Annotated in this window: 14 protein-coding genes; 10 read left to right on the top strand and 4 right to left on the bottom strand. The window is 45.4% G+C overall.

The genetic code is table 11. From position 1 onward, the window contains the following. Positions 1-40: 40 nt before the first annotated feature. Both ACG3M1_RS07770 and ACG3M1_RS07775 read left to right on the top strand, forming a co-directional pair. Entirely contained in the window at positions 41-790 is a 750-nt protein-coding gene (locus tag ACG3M1_RS07770) for an N-acetylmuramoyl-L-alanine amidase (RefSeq protein WP_008819143.1), read from the top strand. 79 nt (positions 791-869) lie between these two features. Beyond that, on the top strand, positions 870-2,075 hold the full coding sequence (locus ACG3M1_RS07775; protein WP_009269475.1) for a helix-turn-helix domain-containing protein: 1,206 nt from the start codon (positions 870-872) through the stop codon (positions 2,073-2,075). 125 nt (positions 2,076-2,200) lie between these two features. Here the strand turns inward: ACG3M1_RS07775 and ACG3M1_RS07780 are convergent, their stop codons facing one another. Then, positions 2,201-2,620 carry a hypothetical protein gene (locus ACG3M1_RS07780; RefSeq protein WP_008819141.1) on the bottom strand — a complete coding sequence of 140 codons (420 nt, stop codon included), beginning with the start codon at positions 2,618-2,620 and terminating at the stop codon, positions 2,201-2,203. Between the two features lie 173 nt (positions 2,621-2,793). On the opposite strand from ACG3M1_RS07780, the gene ACG3M1_RS07785 reads away from it, so the two are divergent. Then, on the top strand, positions 2,794-4,428 hold the full coding sequence (locus ACG3M1_RS07785) for a putative manganese-dependent inorganic diphosphatase (RefSeq protein ID WP_055201090.1): 1,635 nt from the start codon (positions 2,794-2,796) through the stop codon (positions 4,426-4,428). A 291-nt stretch (positions 4,429-4,719) separates the two neighbouring features. Here the strand turns inward: ACG3M1_RS07785 and ACG3M1_RS07790 are convergent, their stop codons facing one another. Then, complete coding sequence (locus ACG3M1_RS07790) at positions 4,720-6,762, bottom strand: diguanylate cyclase (RefSeq protein WP_395815158.1); 2,043 nt, start codon at positions 6,760-6,762, stop codon at positions 4,720-4,722. A gap of 346 nt (positions 6,763-7,108) precedes the next feature. On the opposite strand from ACG3M1_RS07790, the gene ACG3M1_RS07795 reads away from it, so the two are divergent. Together ACG3M1_RS07795 and ACG3M1_RS07800 are read left to right on the top strand one after the other, a co-directional pair. Continuing rightward, a complete protein-coding gene (locus tag ACG3M1_RS07795; protein WP_008819138.1) occupies positions 7,109-9,691 on the top strand; it encodes a cation-translocating P-type ATPase in 2,583 nt (860 codons plus the stop codon). Positions 9,692-10,303: 612 nt separating this feature from the next. After that, entirely contained in the window at positions 10,304-11,626 is a 1,323-nt protein-coding gene (locus ACG3M1_RS07800; protein ID WP_008819136.1) for an HAD hydrolase family protein, read from the top strand. A gap of 120 nt (positions 11,627-11,746) precedes the next feature. Here ACG3M1_RS07800 and ACG3M1_RS07805 read toward each other — a convergent pair whose 3' ends face one another. Further along, the gene (locus tag ACG3M1_RS07805) at positions 11,747-12,637 is read right to left on the bottom strand and encodes a hypothetical protein (RefSeq protein WP_008819135.1); all 891 of its coding nucleotides are present in this window, start codon (positions 12,635-12,637) and stop codon (positions 11,747-11,749) included. Position 12,638: 1 nt separating this feature from the next. Further along, entirely contained in the window at positions 12,639-12,854 is a 216-nt protein-coding gene (locus ACG3M1_RS07810) for a helix-turn-helix transcriptional regulator (RefSeq protein ID WP_002608291.1), read from the bottom strand. A 159-nt stretch (positions 12,855-13,013) separates the two neighbouring features. Between ACG3M1_RS07810 and ACG3M1_RS07815 the strand changes: the two genes are divergently transcribed. From ACG3M1_RS07815 to ACG3M1_RS07835, 5 genes are all read left to right on the top strand, one after another. After that, on the top strand, positions 13,014-13,931 hold the full coding sequence (locus ACG3M1_RS07815; protein ID WP_008819134.1) for an ABC transporter ATP-binding protein: 918 nt from the start codon (positions 13,014-13,016) through the stop codon (positions 13,929-13,931). Further along, positions 13,928-15,148 (top strand): ABC transporter permease, encoded by a 1,221-nt coding sequence (locus ACG3M1_RS07820; RefSeq protein WP_008819133.1) that lies wholly within the window; start codon positions 13,928-13,930, stop codon positions 15,146-15,148. Before ACG3M1_RS07815 ends, ACG3M1_RS07820 begins: the two co-directional genes overlap by 4 nt. Before the next feature lie 11 nt (positions 15,149-15,159). Next, positions 15,160-15,588 (top strand): hypothetical protein, encoded by a 429-nt coding sequence (locus tag ACG3M1_RS07825; protein WP_009587925.1) that lies wholly within the window; start codon positions 15,160-15,162, stop codon positions 15,586-15,588. 235 nt (positions 15,589-15,823) lie between these two features. After that, positions 15,824-16,528: a GntR family transcriptional regulator gene (locus ACG3M1_RS07830; RefSeq protein ID WP_009269470.1), complete on the top strand. Its 705-nt coding sequence runs from the start codon at positions 15,824-15,826 to the stop codon at positions 16,526-16,528. A gap of 116 nt (positions 16,529-16,644) precedes the next feature. After that, positions 16,645-17,631, top strand: coding sequence for a phosphate/phosphite/phosphonate ABC transporter substrate-binding protein (locus tag ACG3M1_RS07835; RefSeq protein ID WP_002608296.1), 987 nt, complete (start codon positions 16,645-16,647; stop codon positions 17,629-17,631). Positions 17,632-17,659 lie beyond the last annotated feature (28 nt).

Consider the following 17,659-nt stretch of genomic DNA (forward strand, 5'->3'; position numbering starts at 1 on the left):
ATCTGCTATAATTACATCAGTTTGAAAGTCAGGTGACACGGTGGCAAAGCAAAGAAAGAAAAAAAGAGGAATCAATCCGATTCGACTGCTGATCGTGGTTGCGATGGAGTTTCTGGTCATCCTGGGGCTGCTGATCATATGCGTGAAGGTTTTTCCGGACAATCCTATCCTTGCGCCCTTATTCAGTAAAAAGGCAGAGACACCCGTTGTTGTTCTTGATGCCGGACATGGCGGCTATGATGCGGGAAGTACCTTTGAAGAGCTGTATGAAAAGGATGTTACACTTGCCTTTGTAAAGGATATCGGTGCACGTCTGGAGGCAAACGGCTATCCGGTTCTGTATACAAGAAAGAGTGATGATGTATCCTGGCCGGCTAATGAAGTAGAGGATCTCAGTGAACGTGTTCGTATATCCAATGAGAGTGATGCCCGCCTGTTTGTTTCTATACATACCAATGCCGCAGAAGTCATAAATGGCTCCTATGGTTATGAAATTTGGGGGAAAATGAAGGAGCCGAGGGTGGAGGCTCTGTCGGAAAATATTTTAAAGGAGCTGGATTCTCTGGGCTATTCTCAGAATCGGGGTATGAAGGACCAGGATCTGTCTCCGATTCAGGTGCTGCAAAATAATAAGCTGCCCTCCATTCTGATAGAAGCCGGTTTTCTCGCCAGTGAGAACGACCGTCTGTATCTGATCGATGATGCAAAACGGAAGGTTTTTGCGGATAAAATAGCGGATGGCATTATCAAGACATTGGAGGATGAAAAGAAATCAAACAGCAATCCATGAAGCGTGGAGTGATTCCCGCAATCATGGATTGCTGTTTATATGGAATTTCGTCATACTATAGATAGAGGAGGGATGGAGTATGAACAAAGAACAGTTTGCGGAGAAAATCATCAGACTGCGCAAAAAGAAAGGGTATACGCAGGCGCAGCTTGCAGAGCTGTTGAATGTCAGCAATAAGGCGGTATCACGATGGGAGACGGCAGAGGGTTATCCCGACATCACACTGCTGAAGCCGTTGAGTGAGGCGTTGGGAATCAGCTGTGATGAGCTGCTGGGTGATACAAAGGGCTACAGTGATTTATCCCGCTATGATCTGCAGCGCTATCTTCCCTATGGCCTGACCCTGCTTGCACTGCTTCTGTATTATGTGTTTTTAAAGCTTCAGATTTCTCAGCTGCTGTCCTTTGCGGCGTTTCTGGGCATGATGGTATTCAGCAATGTGCTGATGATACAGCATACGGATAAAAGGGCTCTGCCATCACTGACACGCTGGAATCTGCTGCTTGCTTATTTTCCGCTTGTTTCCTTTCTGCAATATCTGTATATCCTGTATCTGTTTCTGCAATTGGGCTTTTCCAATATACTGGAGATTTTGGCAATGCAGACAGAGGAATTCCACCCATACAGCTTTTTTGTGAGCGGTTATGAAACCGGTGTTACCATATATCTACTGATGTATGTGGCAGCCCTGCTTGTGCTTGCGGTAGTGTATGGCTGCTTACGGCATACGTTCATTATGCGCTATGATATCAGCTGGAACGGCTTGCATAAAGGTGTCCATGGAAAAGAACAGGAGGAAAAGAATATCCTGTTTCGAAAATGGTCAGATAAAGGAGAAGCCGTTTTACGCATTGTGATGCCGCTGGCAGCTGGTTTGACACTCCTTGCTTTCGGTATCCTGCTGTTTCAGGAATATCGTTCTCTGATAACACAGTTTCATAATTCTGTTCCACCGGATTTCTCCGGTAATGATTATGCTTTAACAGTTTCCAATGAAGTGCTGGGCGCATGTCGCGGAAAGCTGCTTTTGCTTCTGTGCGGCTCCTGCCTGTTACAGCTGCTTGCGATTATGAAAAGCAAAAGAGTGCTGTATTACATTTCCAATGTCAGTGTGTTGTTCCTATACGGCGTGATTACACTTTTATTCACAACGATTGTGGATCGTTTCTATATAAAGCTTCCATTTGCATTTGCAATACCGGCGGGCATCGGTATGATCATGTGGTATTGCCGTGATATCCTGCAGAAAAAAGGAAAACATGGGACAGGGAATAAAAAAACATAGAAAAACATAATATCCAGCGGCTACTCACTTGCGGTGGCTTGGAAATAAAAGAAATTAAAACGATCAATCTCACTGTTTTCAGTTGTCATTGATCGTTTTACGTTTGTACAGTCTATTGATACTGATTAAGAATCCGAGTCACCTTGATCTGTTCTTCTCTCCTTGATGAGGAAAGAAATCTGATAGCCTTCTCCAATCAGAAGCAGCCCATAGATGATTGTGAGAAATAGCTGCTCATTTTGAAAAACACTGTAGGCAATCGGACTGAGGAACGCAAATACATCTGGCAGCCAGATCAAAAGGGTATAGACAATAACTGCAATTGTATTCAAAAGCAATACGATTCCGTCATATTTCTCCATAATATTGCGTATATAAAAGAATAAAAATAGCGTACAGATGACAGCTGTCAGCGTAAGCATATCCGTATACGTATCATACTGCATGAGGGATGCAGCCTGTATTCTCCAGCGTTCCTCCAGTATGCATACCGCAAGTATCAAATAAGGAAACAGAAACAGAATTGCTCGTTTAAGGGTAGACATAATATCGCCTCTTTCTGATTGTTTTATACAGTATAACATACTTTTCTCTTATATGGTATACGGAAGAAATTCATTAAAAGCTATCACAGTGCAGCAAAAGATAGCGCTACCACTGGAAAAAAGGGGCTAAATAAGGTACAATGAACATAAGAAAACAGGGGAGTGAAGCCGTAATGAAAGACGTTGTTCATATTATCGGGCACAAGAATCCGGATACGGATTCCATTGTATCGGCAATTGCATATGCACAGCTGAAGCAGAAGCTGGGAATCAATGCCATTGCCTGCCGTTTGGGAGAATTGAACCCGGAAACGGATTTTGTTTTGAAAAAGTTTCAGGTGCCGGAGCCGGTGTATATTCAAAATGCAAGAGTGAAGCTGTATGATGTGCCGTTTGATGAGCCGCTGCTGCTGAAAAAGGATGATACGATAAAGGAGGCGTGGGACCGCATGGGGATGCGTTCCACCAGTGCATTGTTCGTTGTGGATGAAGCACAGAAGCTGATTGGTGTTGTTTCTCTGTCGGATATGACAAATATTTTGATGAGTGACAAGGGGGAAAAGCCGATTTCCCTTATGAAGAACACCTCCTGCGAGAATATCCGCAAGGTTTTGCAGGGCGAGTTTCTGTATGAATGCGATGCATATCGGACGAATGGAAGAATCCATATACTATGCAGCCGCAATGCGGAATACAGCGATATCAGCTATCGGGATAGCATCGTCGTTGTAAATGATGATTTGAAGCTGCAAAAGCGCGCGTTGAGTGATGGGGCCGGCTGTATGATCCTGGTGGATGTGGATATCATTTCCCAGGGAATTATACGCATGGCGAAGGAAGCAAACTGTACGATTATCAAAACACCGCTGAATATGTTTCAGGTAGCCCGCAGCATGTATCGCTCACCAAGTGTGAAGCTGATTATGAAGCGTAAAATCATCAGCTTTAACAACCATGCCTATATTGATGATGTATACAAACAGATGTCGAAATCCAGATTTCGTTCCTATCCGGTTGTTAACAATCAGGGCGTGGTGCTGGGCTCGATTTCCCGCTATCACCTGTTGAATTATCAGAAGAAAAAATTCATCCTGGTCGATCATAACGAGCTTTCTCAAAGTATTGATGATTTGAAGGAGGCGGAGATTCTGGAGGTTGTGGATCATCATCGCATCGGTGATGTGGAAACGACAACACCGATTCGTTTCCGTAATGAAATCATTGGCAGTACAGTTTCCATTATTGCCCGTATGTACAAGGAAGCGGGTCTTGTTCCAGAGGTTAAAACAGCAGCGATTATGTGCTGTGCCATTATCAGTGATACAATGAATTTCAATTCACCGACAACGACACCGATCGATAAGGAGCTGGCAAGGGAGCTGGCTGCGATTGCCGGAATTGAGTTGGATGCCATGGCAAAGGAAATGTTCGGAGCTGTAGCGACGATTAAAGGCAGAACCATGTCTGAAATCCTGTACAATGATTTCAAGGAATATAATATTGATGGAAAGCGGATTGCCATCGGTCAGATCAATATTGCGGATGAGCAGGAAATCGTGAATGTACAGGATGAAATCCGTGCCTATATGGAAAAAATAAATGAAATCAATAAATTTGATCTGCTTATGATGTGCTTTACGGCCGCTGATGGCAGTGGAAGCAATCTGGTGTTCATCGGTACTCTGAGCTATCTTGTGGATGAGGCATTCAAGGAGGATATCATGGATGAGCTGTATTTTGTGGATGGCGTCATTTCACGAAAGAAGCAGATAATTCCAACGCTGTCCAAATGTCTGGAAAGCATGTAGGAATGCGGGAGGGCGTCCTTTTGGGAAAGGAACTCTCCTTTTTCTTCATAAGGGCTGCAGCGTTTACGATTTATACGAGAGCCGTGCAGCTTTGTGCAGTACGCGGATAGCTTGGGGACTTGCACGCAGGATAGCACAGAAAGACAGCGATACAAGGGAATACAAAAAAATTCCCAGTCCTCAAAAAGAAACAGACGCTTCTGATTCCAAACAGAAAGCAGTCGTCTTTTCTGTGCAAAAAAACAAATAGAGCTTGTGCGAACCTAGGGTTGATTGCTCTATTTGCTTTCATTACATCTGGACGCAGTTTTTACCGTTTCGTTTTGCAATATACAGTCGCTGGTCCGCCTCATTAAACAGCTCCTTCAAAGTGGCATGAACCTGGTTCTGATAGCAGCAGCCGATGCTGATGGTAAAGTGAATGGTGCCGGTATCTGCCGGTATTGTGCAGGCTTCACACGCATAGCGGATTTCCTCAGCCAGCTCATACAGCGTATGCTTGCTTAAAGAATCGATCAGAAGGATAAACTCCTCTCCCCCGAAGCGTGCTATGATACCATGGCGCTGCATCTGTTTCATTAGTACGGTTACCTGTTTGATAACAGCATCCCCCTGCATATGTCCGAAGGTGTCATTGATCTGTTTGAAATCATCGATATCCATCATCAGCACACCGATGGAATGGCCGGATTTCTTTGCATTTTCCAGCATATCCTCACCTAATTGCATCAAGGCACTGCGATTATAGATGCCGGTGAGATAATCGTAGCTGGATTTTTCCAGTGCATCCTCAAACTGACGGACATTATGCAGCGCAATGGCAATGTAATCTGCGAACACCTGTAATAAGCGTTGGTCTGTGCGGCTGAAATTCTCTATCTGATCTGATTTCATGCAGAACAGTGCAAGCATATCCCCCTGATAGGTGATAGGCTGTAAAAGCATGGAACGGGTATGTGCCTCATACAGGGAACCGAGACTAACGGCTGTCTCTTCGTCTGCGGAAAGGTTTAACAGCTTATGCGAAGTATATTCACGTGTGCAGGCTTCGAGAATGGGGTGTTCGGACAGCGGATAACAAATGTTGGAAAAAGAGCGGAACCGCTTCTGAGGCTCTTCATACAGCAGAATATCCCAATCATCAAAGGAGAAGATACGGGCGGCATGCTGTTCGATGACCTCAATGAGCTGCTTCCTGTTTAAACAGGAGGTTACCGTCTTTCCGAATTCAGTCATATCCAGCAATCGATCATACAGCACCTCATAGGAAAGCATACGGTTCTTTTCCCAGACATCTTCAATTTCCTGCCGGTACATATCATCAATAAATGCGGTATAGGTAATCATCAGCTCATGCGCTTTCTTTTGATACGCATAAGCTTTATCATATTCCTTCAGTCCTTCAAAAACGAGCGCGGTTTCTTCCAGTATCTGCCGCTTATAGCCGAGTACCTCATCCTTGTGACTGAGCAGATGCAGATAAGTTTCCTTTGCCTTCTGATAATCCTTTTGATACAGGTGATAGCGGGCCAAGGACAGGTGGACCTCATTGTTATCCAGATGGTCATTTTTTGAAAAATCATAGGTTTGAATCAGGTGTTCATACCACTGTCTGGCTTCTTCACGGCGATCATCGAGTAGGGCTGCTTCCATAAACTGCTTGTTATAGATGTCGGAATCATAATATTCACTTTTTTTCAGCTCCGGCATATAGGTTTGCAGCAGCTTGCGCATCTTATCGGTTTCTCTTGCACTTAAATATAGATTGGAGAGCAGATAAATGGTTACAATGAAATTACTGCTTCCGATGAAATCGCGCTTTTCGAGTGTTTCCTCTACCTGCTGAATGGCTTTTTTATAAAGGCCGAATTCGCGCAGAATGATAGCACCGTTATTCAGAAAGGCTGCATAATAAGACATGCGGCCGCCTTTTTCCGCCATGGGCATCGCGGTAGCGATTTCCCGATAGGCGGCTCCGTAATCCTCCTTCAGAATATTGGCAAGAACAGCATTGTTGGCCACGGTAAGGATACCGTCGCGCTCCTTGTAATCCGGCATTTTCATAAACAGCTCTCTGGCTTTCTCATTATAGGAAATCGCCAGGTCGATATCCTTGGAGTAGGTTGCATAAAACAGCATGGCATAGCCCAGAGGAACGGCATATGCATACTTCTGCTCCTTTGCAATATCCAGAAAGCGAAACAGGATAGGGTCCAGCTCTGTTCCCAGTCCCAGCTGCTCCAGCACCAGCTTTTTGAAATTTTCACAGATGCTTTCATCCTGCTTCAGGCGTTGTAAATAATTATCAAATGTTCTTTGGATTTCCTCTTTCATGCGATCACCCTCATATTATTTTGAAATGTTATATATATAATACAACATTCCTATTCCTTCGCATATGATTTTTTAAAAGAATTGTAAACATTCTGTAAATTCCTTTAACAAGGTTTACAGAAGTGCCACTTCCATGGTAAACTTATATGCAATAAGGGAGTAGTCAGCACAGAGCTTCTGTGTGAAGCCGGTCAACAAACCCGAAGAGTGTATCTCTTCTGGCCTGCATTCAGCGATTGACGAGACTTATAGAAATTTTCTATAGTCTCGTTTTTATTTTGAAAAAATGTCAAGACTATAGAAAAGAATCATAAACAGGAAAGTAGAGGTCTTGAGATTGAAACAGATGTATGAGAAAGACGTCGCCCAGGTAATGGAAGAGCTGGGGGCAGTAGAAACAGGTCTGCGCTGCGAGGAAGTCGCAGAGCGTCAAAACACCTATGGAAGAAATGAGCTGGAGGAAGTAAAGCCGGTGCATCCGTTTATCGTCTTCCTTTCTCAGTTTAAGGACCTGCTGGTTATCATTCTGATTGCCGCAGCTATCATTTCCATGGTAAGCGGAGAATTGGAGAGCACGATCGTTATTCTGGCGGTTATCACCATGAATGCTATTCTGGGGACCGTGCAGAGCATCAAGGCACAGAAATCACTGGATGCCTTAAAGCAGCTGTCCACACCGCATAGCCGCGTCCTGCGTGACGGCACGCTGATGGAGGTGTCCAGTCAGGAATTGACAGTGGGAGATATCCTGTTTCTGGAAGCCGGAGATGTTGTAGGCGCAGATGGACGGATCATTGAAAATCATTCCCTGCAGGTCAATGAAAGTGCACTGACCGGTGAGGTTGAGAGTGTGCATAAGGCCGTTGATACCATAACGGGGGAATGCGGTCTTGGAGATCAGAAAAACATGGTGTTCTCCAGCGGGCTGGTAACCTATGGACGTGCCCGCGTCGTTGTTACAGCGGTAGGAATGAAGTCGGAAATCGGTAAGATTGCGACACTGATGAATACAGCACAGGATCGTAAGACACCGCTGCAGAAGACACTGGATGATTTCAGTAAAAAGCTGAGTATTGCGATTATCGCCATCTGCATTCTTGTATTCGCCTTAAATGTATGGCAGGGGAATGCAGTTATGGATGCACTGATGTTTGCCGTTGCACTGGCTGTTGCCGCAATTCCGGAAGCACTGGCAAGCATAGTGACGATCGTGCTTGCCATGGGGACAAGCCAGATGGCAAAAGAGAATGCGATCATCAAGAACATCAATTCCGTGGAAAGTCTGGGCTGTGTGTCTGTTATCTGTTCCGATAAGACAGGAACCCTAACCCAGAATAAAATGACAGCACAGCAGGTATATCGAAATCATGAGCTGCTGCACGCAAACAATTTAAAGGAATCCTCACCGCTGGATCGTCTGCTGCTGCTTGGCTTTGCGCTGTGCTGTGATGCCACGACTAATGAACATCAGCGAATCGGAGACCCCACGGAGCTTGCTTTGGTAGATTTGCTGGAGCTGTATCGTATCGATGAACTGAAAACCAGAGAGAAATATCCGCGTATCGATGAGAATCCGTTTGATTCCGAACGGAAGCTGATGTCCACCCTTCATGTAATCGATGGGGAAAACAGATTGCTGCTGAAGGGGGCCTGTGATGAAATTCTGAAAAAAGCAACATATATACAGACGGAACAGGGCATCCGTGATATCACGGAGGACGATCGTGAACGTATCCTGAAAATGAATCATACCTTTGCGGATAACGGTCTTCGTGTACTGGGCTTTGCGACACGGCTTGTCGAAAAGGACCATATCGAGGTGGAGGATGAGAATCAGCTTATTTTCCTGGGACTGATTTCTTTAATGGATCCTCCGCGTGAGGAAAGCAGGGCCGCTGTTGAAAACTGTCAGCGTGCCGGTATCATTCCGGTAATGATTACCGGGGATCACAAGGTGACAGCACGCAGTATTGCCAAGGCACTTGGAATCTATAAGAACGGGGATCAGTGTGTGGATGGTACGGAGCTGAATGCCATGAGTGAAGAAGAACTGATGAATCGTCTGGAGCACATCCGTGTCTATGCCCGTGTTGCTCCGGAGCATAAGATTCGCATCGTCAACGCATGGCAGAAAAAAGGAAAGATTGCGGCAATGACCGGAGATGGTGTCAATGATGCTCCAGCCTTAAAGCAGGCGGATATCGGTATTGCAATGGGAATCACCGGTACCGAGGTCAGCAAGGATGCCGCCAGCATGATTCTGACGGATGATAACTTTGCGACTATCGTCAAGGCTGTTGCGACGGGAAGAAATATTTATGCCAATATCAAGAATGCGATCATCTATCTGCTGTCCGGTAACCTGTCCGGCATTATCTGTGTACTGGCAGCCTCCCTGTTATCTCTGCAGGTACCGTTTTTGCCGGTGCATCTGCTGTTTATCAATCTGGTGACAGACTCCCTTCCTGCTATCGCCATTGGAATGGAGCGCAGCACCAAGGATATACTGAAAGAGAAGCCTCGCAATCCATCCGTTGGTATTCTGACGCCGGCAACGATGAAGCAGCTGGGAATCCAGGGAATACTGATTGCCGTTGTGACAATGAGCGCGTATTTTCTGGGTCTGAAGGAAAGCTGGGCAATCGCAACGACCATGGCCTTCTCAACCCTGTGCCTGTCCAGATTGTTCCATGGCTTTAACTGTCGTTCTCAGCGTTCTCTGTATCGCATCGGTCTGTTTACAAATAAATATTCCATTCTGGCCTTTGTGATCGGATTCTGCTTTCTGAATGCAATTCTGCTGTGGCAGCCGCTGCATTCCTTATTCTCGGTAACGACGATAACCATGACACAGCTGTTTACAATTTATGGACTTGCCCTGATACCAACAGCGCTTATTCAGCTTGGCAGAATGCTGAGACACCGCTAATGATAGATATGCAACCAAGCTCTAAGGCAGTGACCGTCCGGTCACTGTCTTTTTACTAGACCTGCTTCATAGCACAGAATGAAAAGGAGCGCAGCTGTTTACACAATTTATAAAAACATGAGATTCCCGACTTTAAACATGTAGTATTCCTGATTCAGTTACGTGCAACACATAGGCAATGCCGTCGTACAAAAGAAAAGGAATCCTTTGAGGGAGCCGGACATAGAAGCTATGCTGATAACGATCTCTGGGAACATGTCAGGTTCGGATACCCTAGGAAATATCTGGAGAAACTGATGGGAAGCCGGCATTTTATCTTTGCCAAATTCAGACATGGCTGTCTGGAAAGCGTGAATGTGAGAAAAGCCGTTGTATTCTTCGTACTTTTGAGCATTGAGCCCGCCTATGCATAGCAGGATACTGGTATGTATGAAACGCTAGAGGGGAATGCCAGTATAGGGCTACTTACGTTCCATATAACATGTCATATGGACTGCTTTATCATCGGTAAAAGAAGAACAGCTTGACAACATGTTTTCTGTTCCCTTTGCCGTCTGCTATTTACATTTGTAAAAACGGCGCTATAATTATAACCATTGGAGGAATGGTATTATGCCTAGAATTGGTAAACGAATCCTGAAATCTTCACTGGCAGTATTTTTATGCTTTCTTATTTATCTGCTGCGAAATGAGGAGGGGATAGTATTTTATTCCTGTATTGCGGCTGTGTTATGCATGCAGCAGGATACATCCAATACACAGCGTGTTGCGGCCAACCGTGTTGTCGGTACTTTGGTCGGCGGATTCTGCGGAATGCTTGTGCTGCTGTTTGAAAAGCATATCCTGCCGGGGAATACGCAGCTTATGCAATATGCTCTCATATCCTTTATGATCATTCCGGTGATTTATATTACCGTGCTGCTGAAGAAAACCTCAGCCTCGTATATTTCCTGCGTGGTGTTCATGAGTGTTACCGTATCGCACGGTGCCGATGTGAATCCCTATCTGTTCGCGATCAATCGTATGATTGATACTCTGATTGGTATTGCGGTTGCCTATGGTATCAACTGCATCCACCTTCCTGTACATTTGCAGAAGGAGACGCTGTATGTATCCACACTGGATCACACGCTGCTGCAGGAAAATGAACAGCTTTCTCCCTATGCAAGGGTGAAGCTGCGTCAGCTGCTGGAGCAGGGGGCTGCCATCACTCTGGCGACGTCCCGTACACCGGCAACGCTGCTGCCCATACTGGAAGGCATTCCCTTGACACTTCCGGTTGTCGTCATGAATGGAGCTGCTCTATATGATTGCCGTACGCAGACCTATTCGCACAGTCGCTGCATGAAAAAGGAACAGGTGGCGCAGCTGCTGCAGCTGTTGGACGAGGAGGGAATGAATTGCTTTCAGCATGTCATCCTGCATCATATTCTGCATGTGTATTACAGTGATTTCCGCAATCCTCTGGAGGAGGAATATTATCATGAAATGCGCAGGCTGCCGTATAAGAGCTATGTGTACGAGCAAAAAGCACAGGCACATGCCTGTGTGTGTATAACGATTATGGATACCATACCACGCATACAGCAGCTGTATACGCGGATGCAGCAACAAAGCTATGCGGCTGATTTACAAATCCATATCCGGTTCAGTGAAGAGCATCAGGGATATAAGGTATTGGATATATACAGTGTGGATGCTACAAAGCAGGCTGCCGTCCACATTATACAAAGAGAGAGCGGTTTTGAGCGTCTCTGCGTGTTTGCCTCTCATCAACGGGATGCGGCACTGATCAGCAGTGCAGATGAGGCTTATACCGTATCTGAGGGGGATGCGGATATGCAGGAGCTCTGCTGTGTGCTGGGAAGCAGGGAAAGGGACAGTGTGATACGTGAGATAGAACGAAGCTATCACGGCCGTCGAAAAAGAAAATAAAAAGCAGAAACGACAATGCCTTCCCTTCCGTATCCATAACAGGAAATGGGAGGCGATGTAAGCTTTCTGTTTTTCTTTTTACAGGAAAGGCTATCGACGAAGACTGAAAGAGAGGACTTTTCAGAGGTTGTTTTCAAGCTCTACACAGAAGCGGTATGCATTTTCTGGAAACAGCAGAATATCGCGCCCGTCGTAACAGTGAATGCAAACCTTATCCTTCGCATATCCCACATTGAAGGTATCCTGCTGCTTGACGCTTTCAATCTCATCATAGCGCAGAAATCCGCCCCTTCCATTCCACAGCGATTTATGATAAATCAATCCGCTTTCATTCAGGATATATTCATTGTGCGGCGTATAAAATCCATAATAGCAGATCATAAAGAGGATCAGCAGCGTCCCTGCGACGATACCGATTTGAAACAACGCGTCAAAGGATATCGGCAGTATGGATATGAAAATAATGGTAATGATGATAAAATTCACAATCTGCTTACGGGAGCGAAAGTGAATTTCCCCCTGATATATCTCCTGTTCCATGGCCTGCCTGCCCCTTTGGTAAACTCTGTTTGCCCCCAGATAAAATATAATGAAATACAAGGGCCATAAAAATGTCGTAATGCGGAAAAAGAGTACATCCGCATCTAACAGCAGCCCGCATACGTGCAGGGCATTCATAAGCAGTGATGGAGTGAATCCGAGTGCCGGAATGACAAGAATTTCAAAATTGACATCAATGCCGATAACCTGCTGATAACAGGAGCGAAGCAGATAATAATAGGTGACGGCTCCAAGCAGACTCATTGCGAGGCTCATATAATTAAAGGTGCTTTCCTTCTGATACATTTCCTTATAGCCGTAAACGATCATGAATACCATAAACGCGAGGATTACGGATTTTGCAAGCTCCATATACAAGTCCTTCAGGGTATCCATCTGGCGTTCATCCAGCGGTGCCTTACCCTTGGTTTTCGCATATCGGATAATGTCGCGAAGCAGTGAAGTCTTCATCCTACAATTCCTCCTTGTCATAGTCGTCTTCCCAGAACAGATCATCCAGATGCTTATGCAGGGCAATGCAGATTTTAATGCACAGCTTGATGGTTGGATTGTAGCGTCCTGCTTCAATCAGTCCGATGGTCTGCCGTGTTGCGCCTACCTTGCCGGCAAGCTCCTCCTGGGACATATTCAGCTCCATGCGCGCCATTTTGATTTTTAGATTTTTCATAGCTGCACTCACCTGTTCCTTCTTCTACGTATATTATTATAGGAAAATCAGGCTGGAAAAGCAAGGAGATATGAAAAATATATCTTACAAATGCAAAATATATATTGCATTGAATGGTGATCTGTACTATAATGCAAATAGATTAAGGAGGGAAACAGTATGGAACTGCAAGTGCATGATCTGCATAAGAGCTTTGACGGAAGAGAAGTCCTGCATGGAATTTCCTTTTCCATATCAAGCGGCAAGGCATTGGGACTGCTGGGACGCAACGGTGCCGGTAAGTCTACGACGATTCGCATTCTAATGGATGTGTTCAAGGCAGATCAGGGAAATATGAGTATGAATGGCAAGACCTTTCATGCAAAGGATTACAATATCGGGTATCTGCCGGAGGAGCGCGGTCTCTATCCGAAGAAAAAGGTTTCCGAGCAGCTGATTTATCTGGCAACGCTGCGCGGCTTGTCTCACGGTGAGGCAAAGGCCAATCTGAAGAAGTGGCTGAAGCGGCTGGGAATCGAGGAATATGAAAACCGTGTTCTGGATACCTTAAGCAAAGGAAATCAGCAGAAGGTACAGCTGGCACAGACACTCATGTGCGATCCGGATATCGTCATTCTGGATGAGCCGTTTTCCGGACTGGATCCGGTCAATTCCCAGACGCTGAAGGAAGTCGTTCAGGAACAGATTCAGGATGGAAAGCTTGTGATTTTCTCCTCCCATCAAATGAATTATGTGGAGGAATTCTGTGAGGATATCGTTATCCTGCATCATGGAGATGTGGTGCTGCAGGGAAATCTGAAGCAGATCAAAAAGGAATACGGAAAGAACCGTATCGTAATTCGTGCATTATATCCAAAAAAGCAGGAGTTTCGTGAGCTGCTGGAAACACAGTGTCAGGAGCTGCTGCATATTTATGAGGAAAAGGACGGCGGCTTTATTATCGAGCTGCAGCCGAACGTCAATAAACGTGACGTGCTTACAAGAATGCTGGAGCTGGAGGTTGACCTTGAGGCATTCCAGCTGTATGAGGCGTCCTTAACTGATATTTTTGTATCAAAGGCAGGTGATGAGGAATGAGAGATTTCTTACTGGTTCTGAAATTTGAATTACAGACAATGGTACGCAAGAAGTCATTTCTGATTTCGACGGTGCTGGTAGCGGCTGCGGCTTTTGTCCTGTTGTCCATTCCACGTGTTTTCTCGGATGATAAGGGAACGGATGATACGGCATCAGAAAAGGATAAAACGATGCTGATTTATGATGGAAGCGGTATTTTGAAAAACCGTGAGCTGGCGGAAAAGAATTTCCCTGAATTTCAGATTTCCTATGCCAATTCCTTGTCCGAGGTAGAGGAAAAAGTGAAGAAAAGTGAGGCAGATGCCGGCTTTGAGGTGAAAACGCCGACCAGCTTCCAATATTATGTGAATAATTCCTCCCTGAATGATGCGAATTCCTCACGCTTTAAAACACTGCTTCAGCAGCAGTATCAGGCAAGTGAGCTGGCAAAGCTGAAGTATGATGCAGGTAAGGTTCAGGCGATTTATCAAACAGAGGTCATTTCGGATACGACGGTATTGGGAACGGACGGTATGAACAATTATTTCTATACCTATGTGCTGATTCTGGTGCTGTACATGATGATTCTGATTTACGGCAATCAGATCGGTGTCGGTGTGGCCAGTGAAAAAAGCAACCGTGCAATTGAAATACTGACAACGAGCTGTTCACCGAATGCTTTGATTTTCGGTAAGGTTATTGCGGGGGCGATTGCCGGTGTCGTACAGACAGCCATTATGCTTGGCTCCTTCCTGATTGCCTATCAGCTGAATGCGGATGTATGGGATCATATGCTGGATAAATTCCTGGATATCCCTGGTCTGGTGCTGGTTACCTTTGCCCTGTTTGGTATTCTGGGCTATCTGCTGTTCAGCTTCCTGTTTGGCGCAATCGGAGCTTTGTGCTCCAAGGTGGAAGAGGTCAACGGTGCCACTATGCCGATTCAGCTTCTGATAATCGCAGTCTTCATCATCAGCTTTATCACGCTGCAGAATCCGGATACGCTGCTTGCCAAAATCATGTGCTATGTGCCGTTCTCTTCCTGGATGTGCATGTTTATCAATGTGGCGATGGGAAGTGTATCCACAATGGAAATCGTGATATCTCTGGCTCTGCTAGCGGCTACTACGGTCGCAATGGGACTGCTTGGTGCCAGACTGTATCGCAGAGGTACGCTGTCCTACGGTAATTCCGTGAAGCTTAAAAATATCATGAAAATGGTAAAGCAAAAAGATTAGAGGCGTTGTCATTGGAATATATCATGTATGCCTTTCTGGCGATGGTGCTTTTGATGCTGCTGTGGGCACTGCGCCTATGGTACCGTATGCATCAGGAAGAGACAGTGTATGCTGTTTATAAGAAATCGGATTATATTTTCTGTGCTGCCTTTCTGTTACTTGGCATTTTAAATCTGTACGATGAGAGGCGGCTGCAGTATGGGAGCATCCTGATGGCACTTGGTATTCTGTATGGAATGAGAAGAAGCGGCATCTCACAGCATAACCTGTATGTGGACGGAAGAAGAATTCCTTTGCAGCCGGGGAAGCTCATCACACAGAAGGAACAAGATGGCTGTCTGCAGCTGTATTATGAGCTGGGTGTTCATTACGGCACACTGAATTTTTCAATCGATAAAAAAGAACAGATAACTCAGATTCTGAAGAATCAGGGATATTGAACATCATTGTATAGCGGCTGTGAACAGGAGGTTTCTCTTTCTATCATATAGGAAGAAGGCCTCTTTTTTCTGCTTGTATCTATAGAGCACATTCCGGCTTGAAATAGGAGCTTTTAGAGTTCGTAATCAGACTTATCAAAGCATTTTGTTTTTCTTCTGTTTGCATAGGGTTAAGATTTTGTAAAATGATGATGTTTGCACTGATGCCATGATAAACTATCAGGGAGGTGAAGTTATGATGACAAGCTGGGAACCGGTGGTGGATTACCTTCTGGAGAACATGCAGAAGCAGACATATAAAAAGGATGAGCGTCTTCCAAGCGAGCATGAGCTGGCACAGCGTTTTGAGCTGACAAGAATCGAAGTGCGAAAGGCCTATGACCGCTTAAAGGAAATGGGCTATGTATACTCTCGGCAGGGAAAGGGCAATTACTATGCGGGATATCTGGAAAAGGTGGAGCTTGTACTGTCCTCCACAGACAGCTTTTCCATGAAGATGAGTCCATTGGCAGGCCGTTTTTCTACACGCCTGCTAAGCTGTGAGCGCATCGCCTGGCACAAGGATATTCATGAGCGCTTAGCGGTGGTGCAGGGAGAGCCTGTCCTCTGTGTGAAACGGCTTAGATATCTGGATCATATGCCAGCGGCAATGCATATTTCCTATGTGCGGGAAAAAAGCTTTCCAAACATCAGGGAATGTCTTCAGAAAAATCCGAGCCTGTATGCATATTTTCAAGGCAGGGGTATTCAGGATATCGCCGCTGAGGATACACAGCTAACCATTTCCACACTGAATACGGAGGAGCGTCTCTACATGAAGGTCAGCGGTATCGTACCCTGTCTCATGCTGAAGGGCGTAAGTAGAGATTGTAAAACAAAGGAGATACTGGAGCTATCCACCATTATCTATCGGGGAGATAAGTTCATTTTCCGTCTGTGATTGTTGGAAATATAACAATTTGTTTACCCGGCATTCACAAATTTACCGCAAAAAAGCTTTATCATATGCATGTGCTGAGAAAGCATGAACAAATGATAAAAGGAGAAGAATCAGTGATGAAAAAGATGGTGAATCTATGCATGGCAGCGCTCTTATCCTGCAGTATGCTGGCAGGCTGCAGCTCTGGAAAGGATAACAGCGGTACCGGGGAGAAAAAGGATATTACGATTGCCTTTTTGCCGAATGAGGATGAAAATGCAGAACGTAGCAGTGAGGCTTTTCATATGCTGAAGGAAGAGGTACAGGCGGCTTTGGGCGATAACTACAATGTGAAAATCGCAAAGCTGGACAATTACAATGCGGTTATGGAGGCAATGGTATCCGGAACTGCACAGATTGCATGGGAAAGCGGGGCAACGTTTGCGGCTTCCTATATGAAGGATGATAAAATCCAGCCGATACTGTCCTATGGACCAAACGGCGATCCGGAAAAGAGTGGTTATAATGCCTATATTGCGACAAACAAAAAGCATGCGGCTGATTTTCAGGGAATGAGTCGGGATGAAAAGCTGAAATCACTGAAGGGAAAATCCTTCGGATTTGTATCTCCGACCTCTACCTCCGGATGTCTGGTACCAACAACGGCGTTCTGGAAGCTGTTTGGCCCGGATGGTGATAAAACCGTGTCCAAAAAAGAACAGATCAATATTAAGAATGCGGCTGATGGAGGTGTTTTCTCCGAGGTGCAAAACGGAGGAGATCATCAGGGGGCAGTTCAGCTGCTGGTGAATGACAAGGTATATGCCGGTGCTTTCTGCTGTACGTATGGCGACAGCTTTAAGGATCAGCTGGATATACTGGATACGACCTTTGTTCCAAACGGACCGCTCTGGGTAAATACCTCGGCACTGAATAAAGAGGAAATCAGTAAGCTGACGGATCACTTTGTAAACCTGACAGCGGATACCGCAAAAAACAAGGATTTCTTCGATCAGGAAAAGGGCTTCTTCTTTGAGGCAGAAGAGGATCCTGCGACCTTCAAATTCTTCAAAACCGATGTTTCCCGCTATCAGTTTATTCTGGATATGTATAAGGATCAGTAGGCGTACACAAAAGGTATGCTCCTTATGG

It is taken from the genome of Clostridium sp. 10cd*, from assembly GCF_044336395.1.
In the GTDB taxonomy this organism is placed as follows: Bacteria; Bacillota_I; Bacilli_A; order Erysipelotrichales; family Erysipelotrichaceae; genus Clostridium_AQ; species Clostridium_AQ innocuum.

Bases quoted from the DNA above. Each gene is read 5' to 3' on its own strand.
- ACG3M1_RS07785 (WP_055201090.1), top strand. From the start codon at position 2,794: ATGAAAGACGTTGTTCATATTATCGGGCACAAGAATCCGGATACGGAT.
- ACG3M1_RS07790 (WP_395815158.1), bottom strand. From the start codon at position 6,762: ATGAAAGAGGAAATCCAAAGAACATTTGATAATTATTTACAACGCCTG.
- ACG3M1_RS07795 (WP_008819138.1), top strand. From the start codon at position 7,109: ATGTATGAGAAAGACGTCGCCCAGGTAATGGAAGAGCTGGGGGCAGTA.
- ACG3M1_RS07830 (WP_009269470.1), top strand. From the start codon at position 15,824: ATGATGACAAGCTGGGAACCGGTGGTGGATTACCTTCTGGAGAACATG.
- ACG3M1_RS07815 (WP_008819134.1), top strand. From the start codon at position 13,014: ATGGAACTGCAAGTGCATGATCTGCATAAGAGCTTTGACGGAAGAGAA.
- ACG3M1_RS07810 (WP_002608291.1), bottom strand. From the start codon at position 12,854: ATGAAAAATCTAAAAATCAAAATGGCGCGCATGGAGCTGAATATGTCC.
- ACG3M1_RS07775 (WP_009269475.1), top strand. From the start codon at position 870: ATGAACAAAGAACAGTTTGCGGAGAAAATCATCAGACTGCGCAAAAAG.
- ACG3M1_RS07835 (WP_002608296.1), top strand. From the start codon at position 16,645: ATGAAAAAGATGGTGAATCTATGCATGGCAGCGCTCTTATCCTGCAGT.
- ACG3M1_RS07800 (WP_008819136.1), top strand. From the start codon at position 10,304: ATGCCTAGAATTGGTAAACGAATCCTGAAATCTTCACTGGCAGTATTT.
- ACG3M1_RS07780 (WP_008819141.1), bottom strand. From the start codon at position 2,620: ATGTCTACCCTTAAACGAGCAATTCTGTTTCTGTTTCCTTATTTGATA.
- ACG3M1_RS07805 (WP_008819135.1), bottom strand. From the start codon at position 12,637: ATGAAGACTTCACTGCTTCGCGACATTATCCGATATGCGAAAACCAAG.
- ACG3M1_RS07820 (WP_008819133.1), top strand. From the start codon at position 13,928: ATGAGAGATTTCTTACTGGTTCTGAAATTTGAATTACAGACAATGGTA.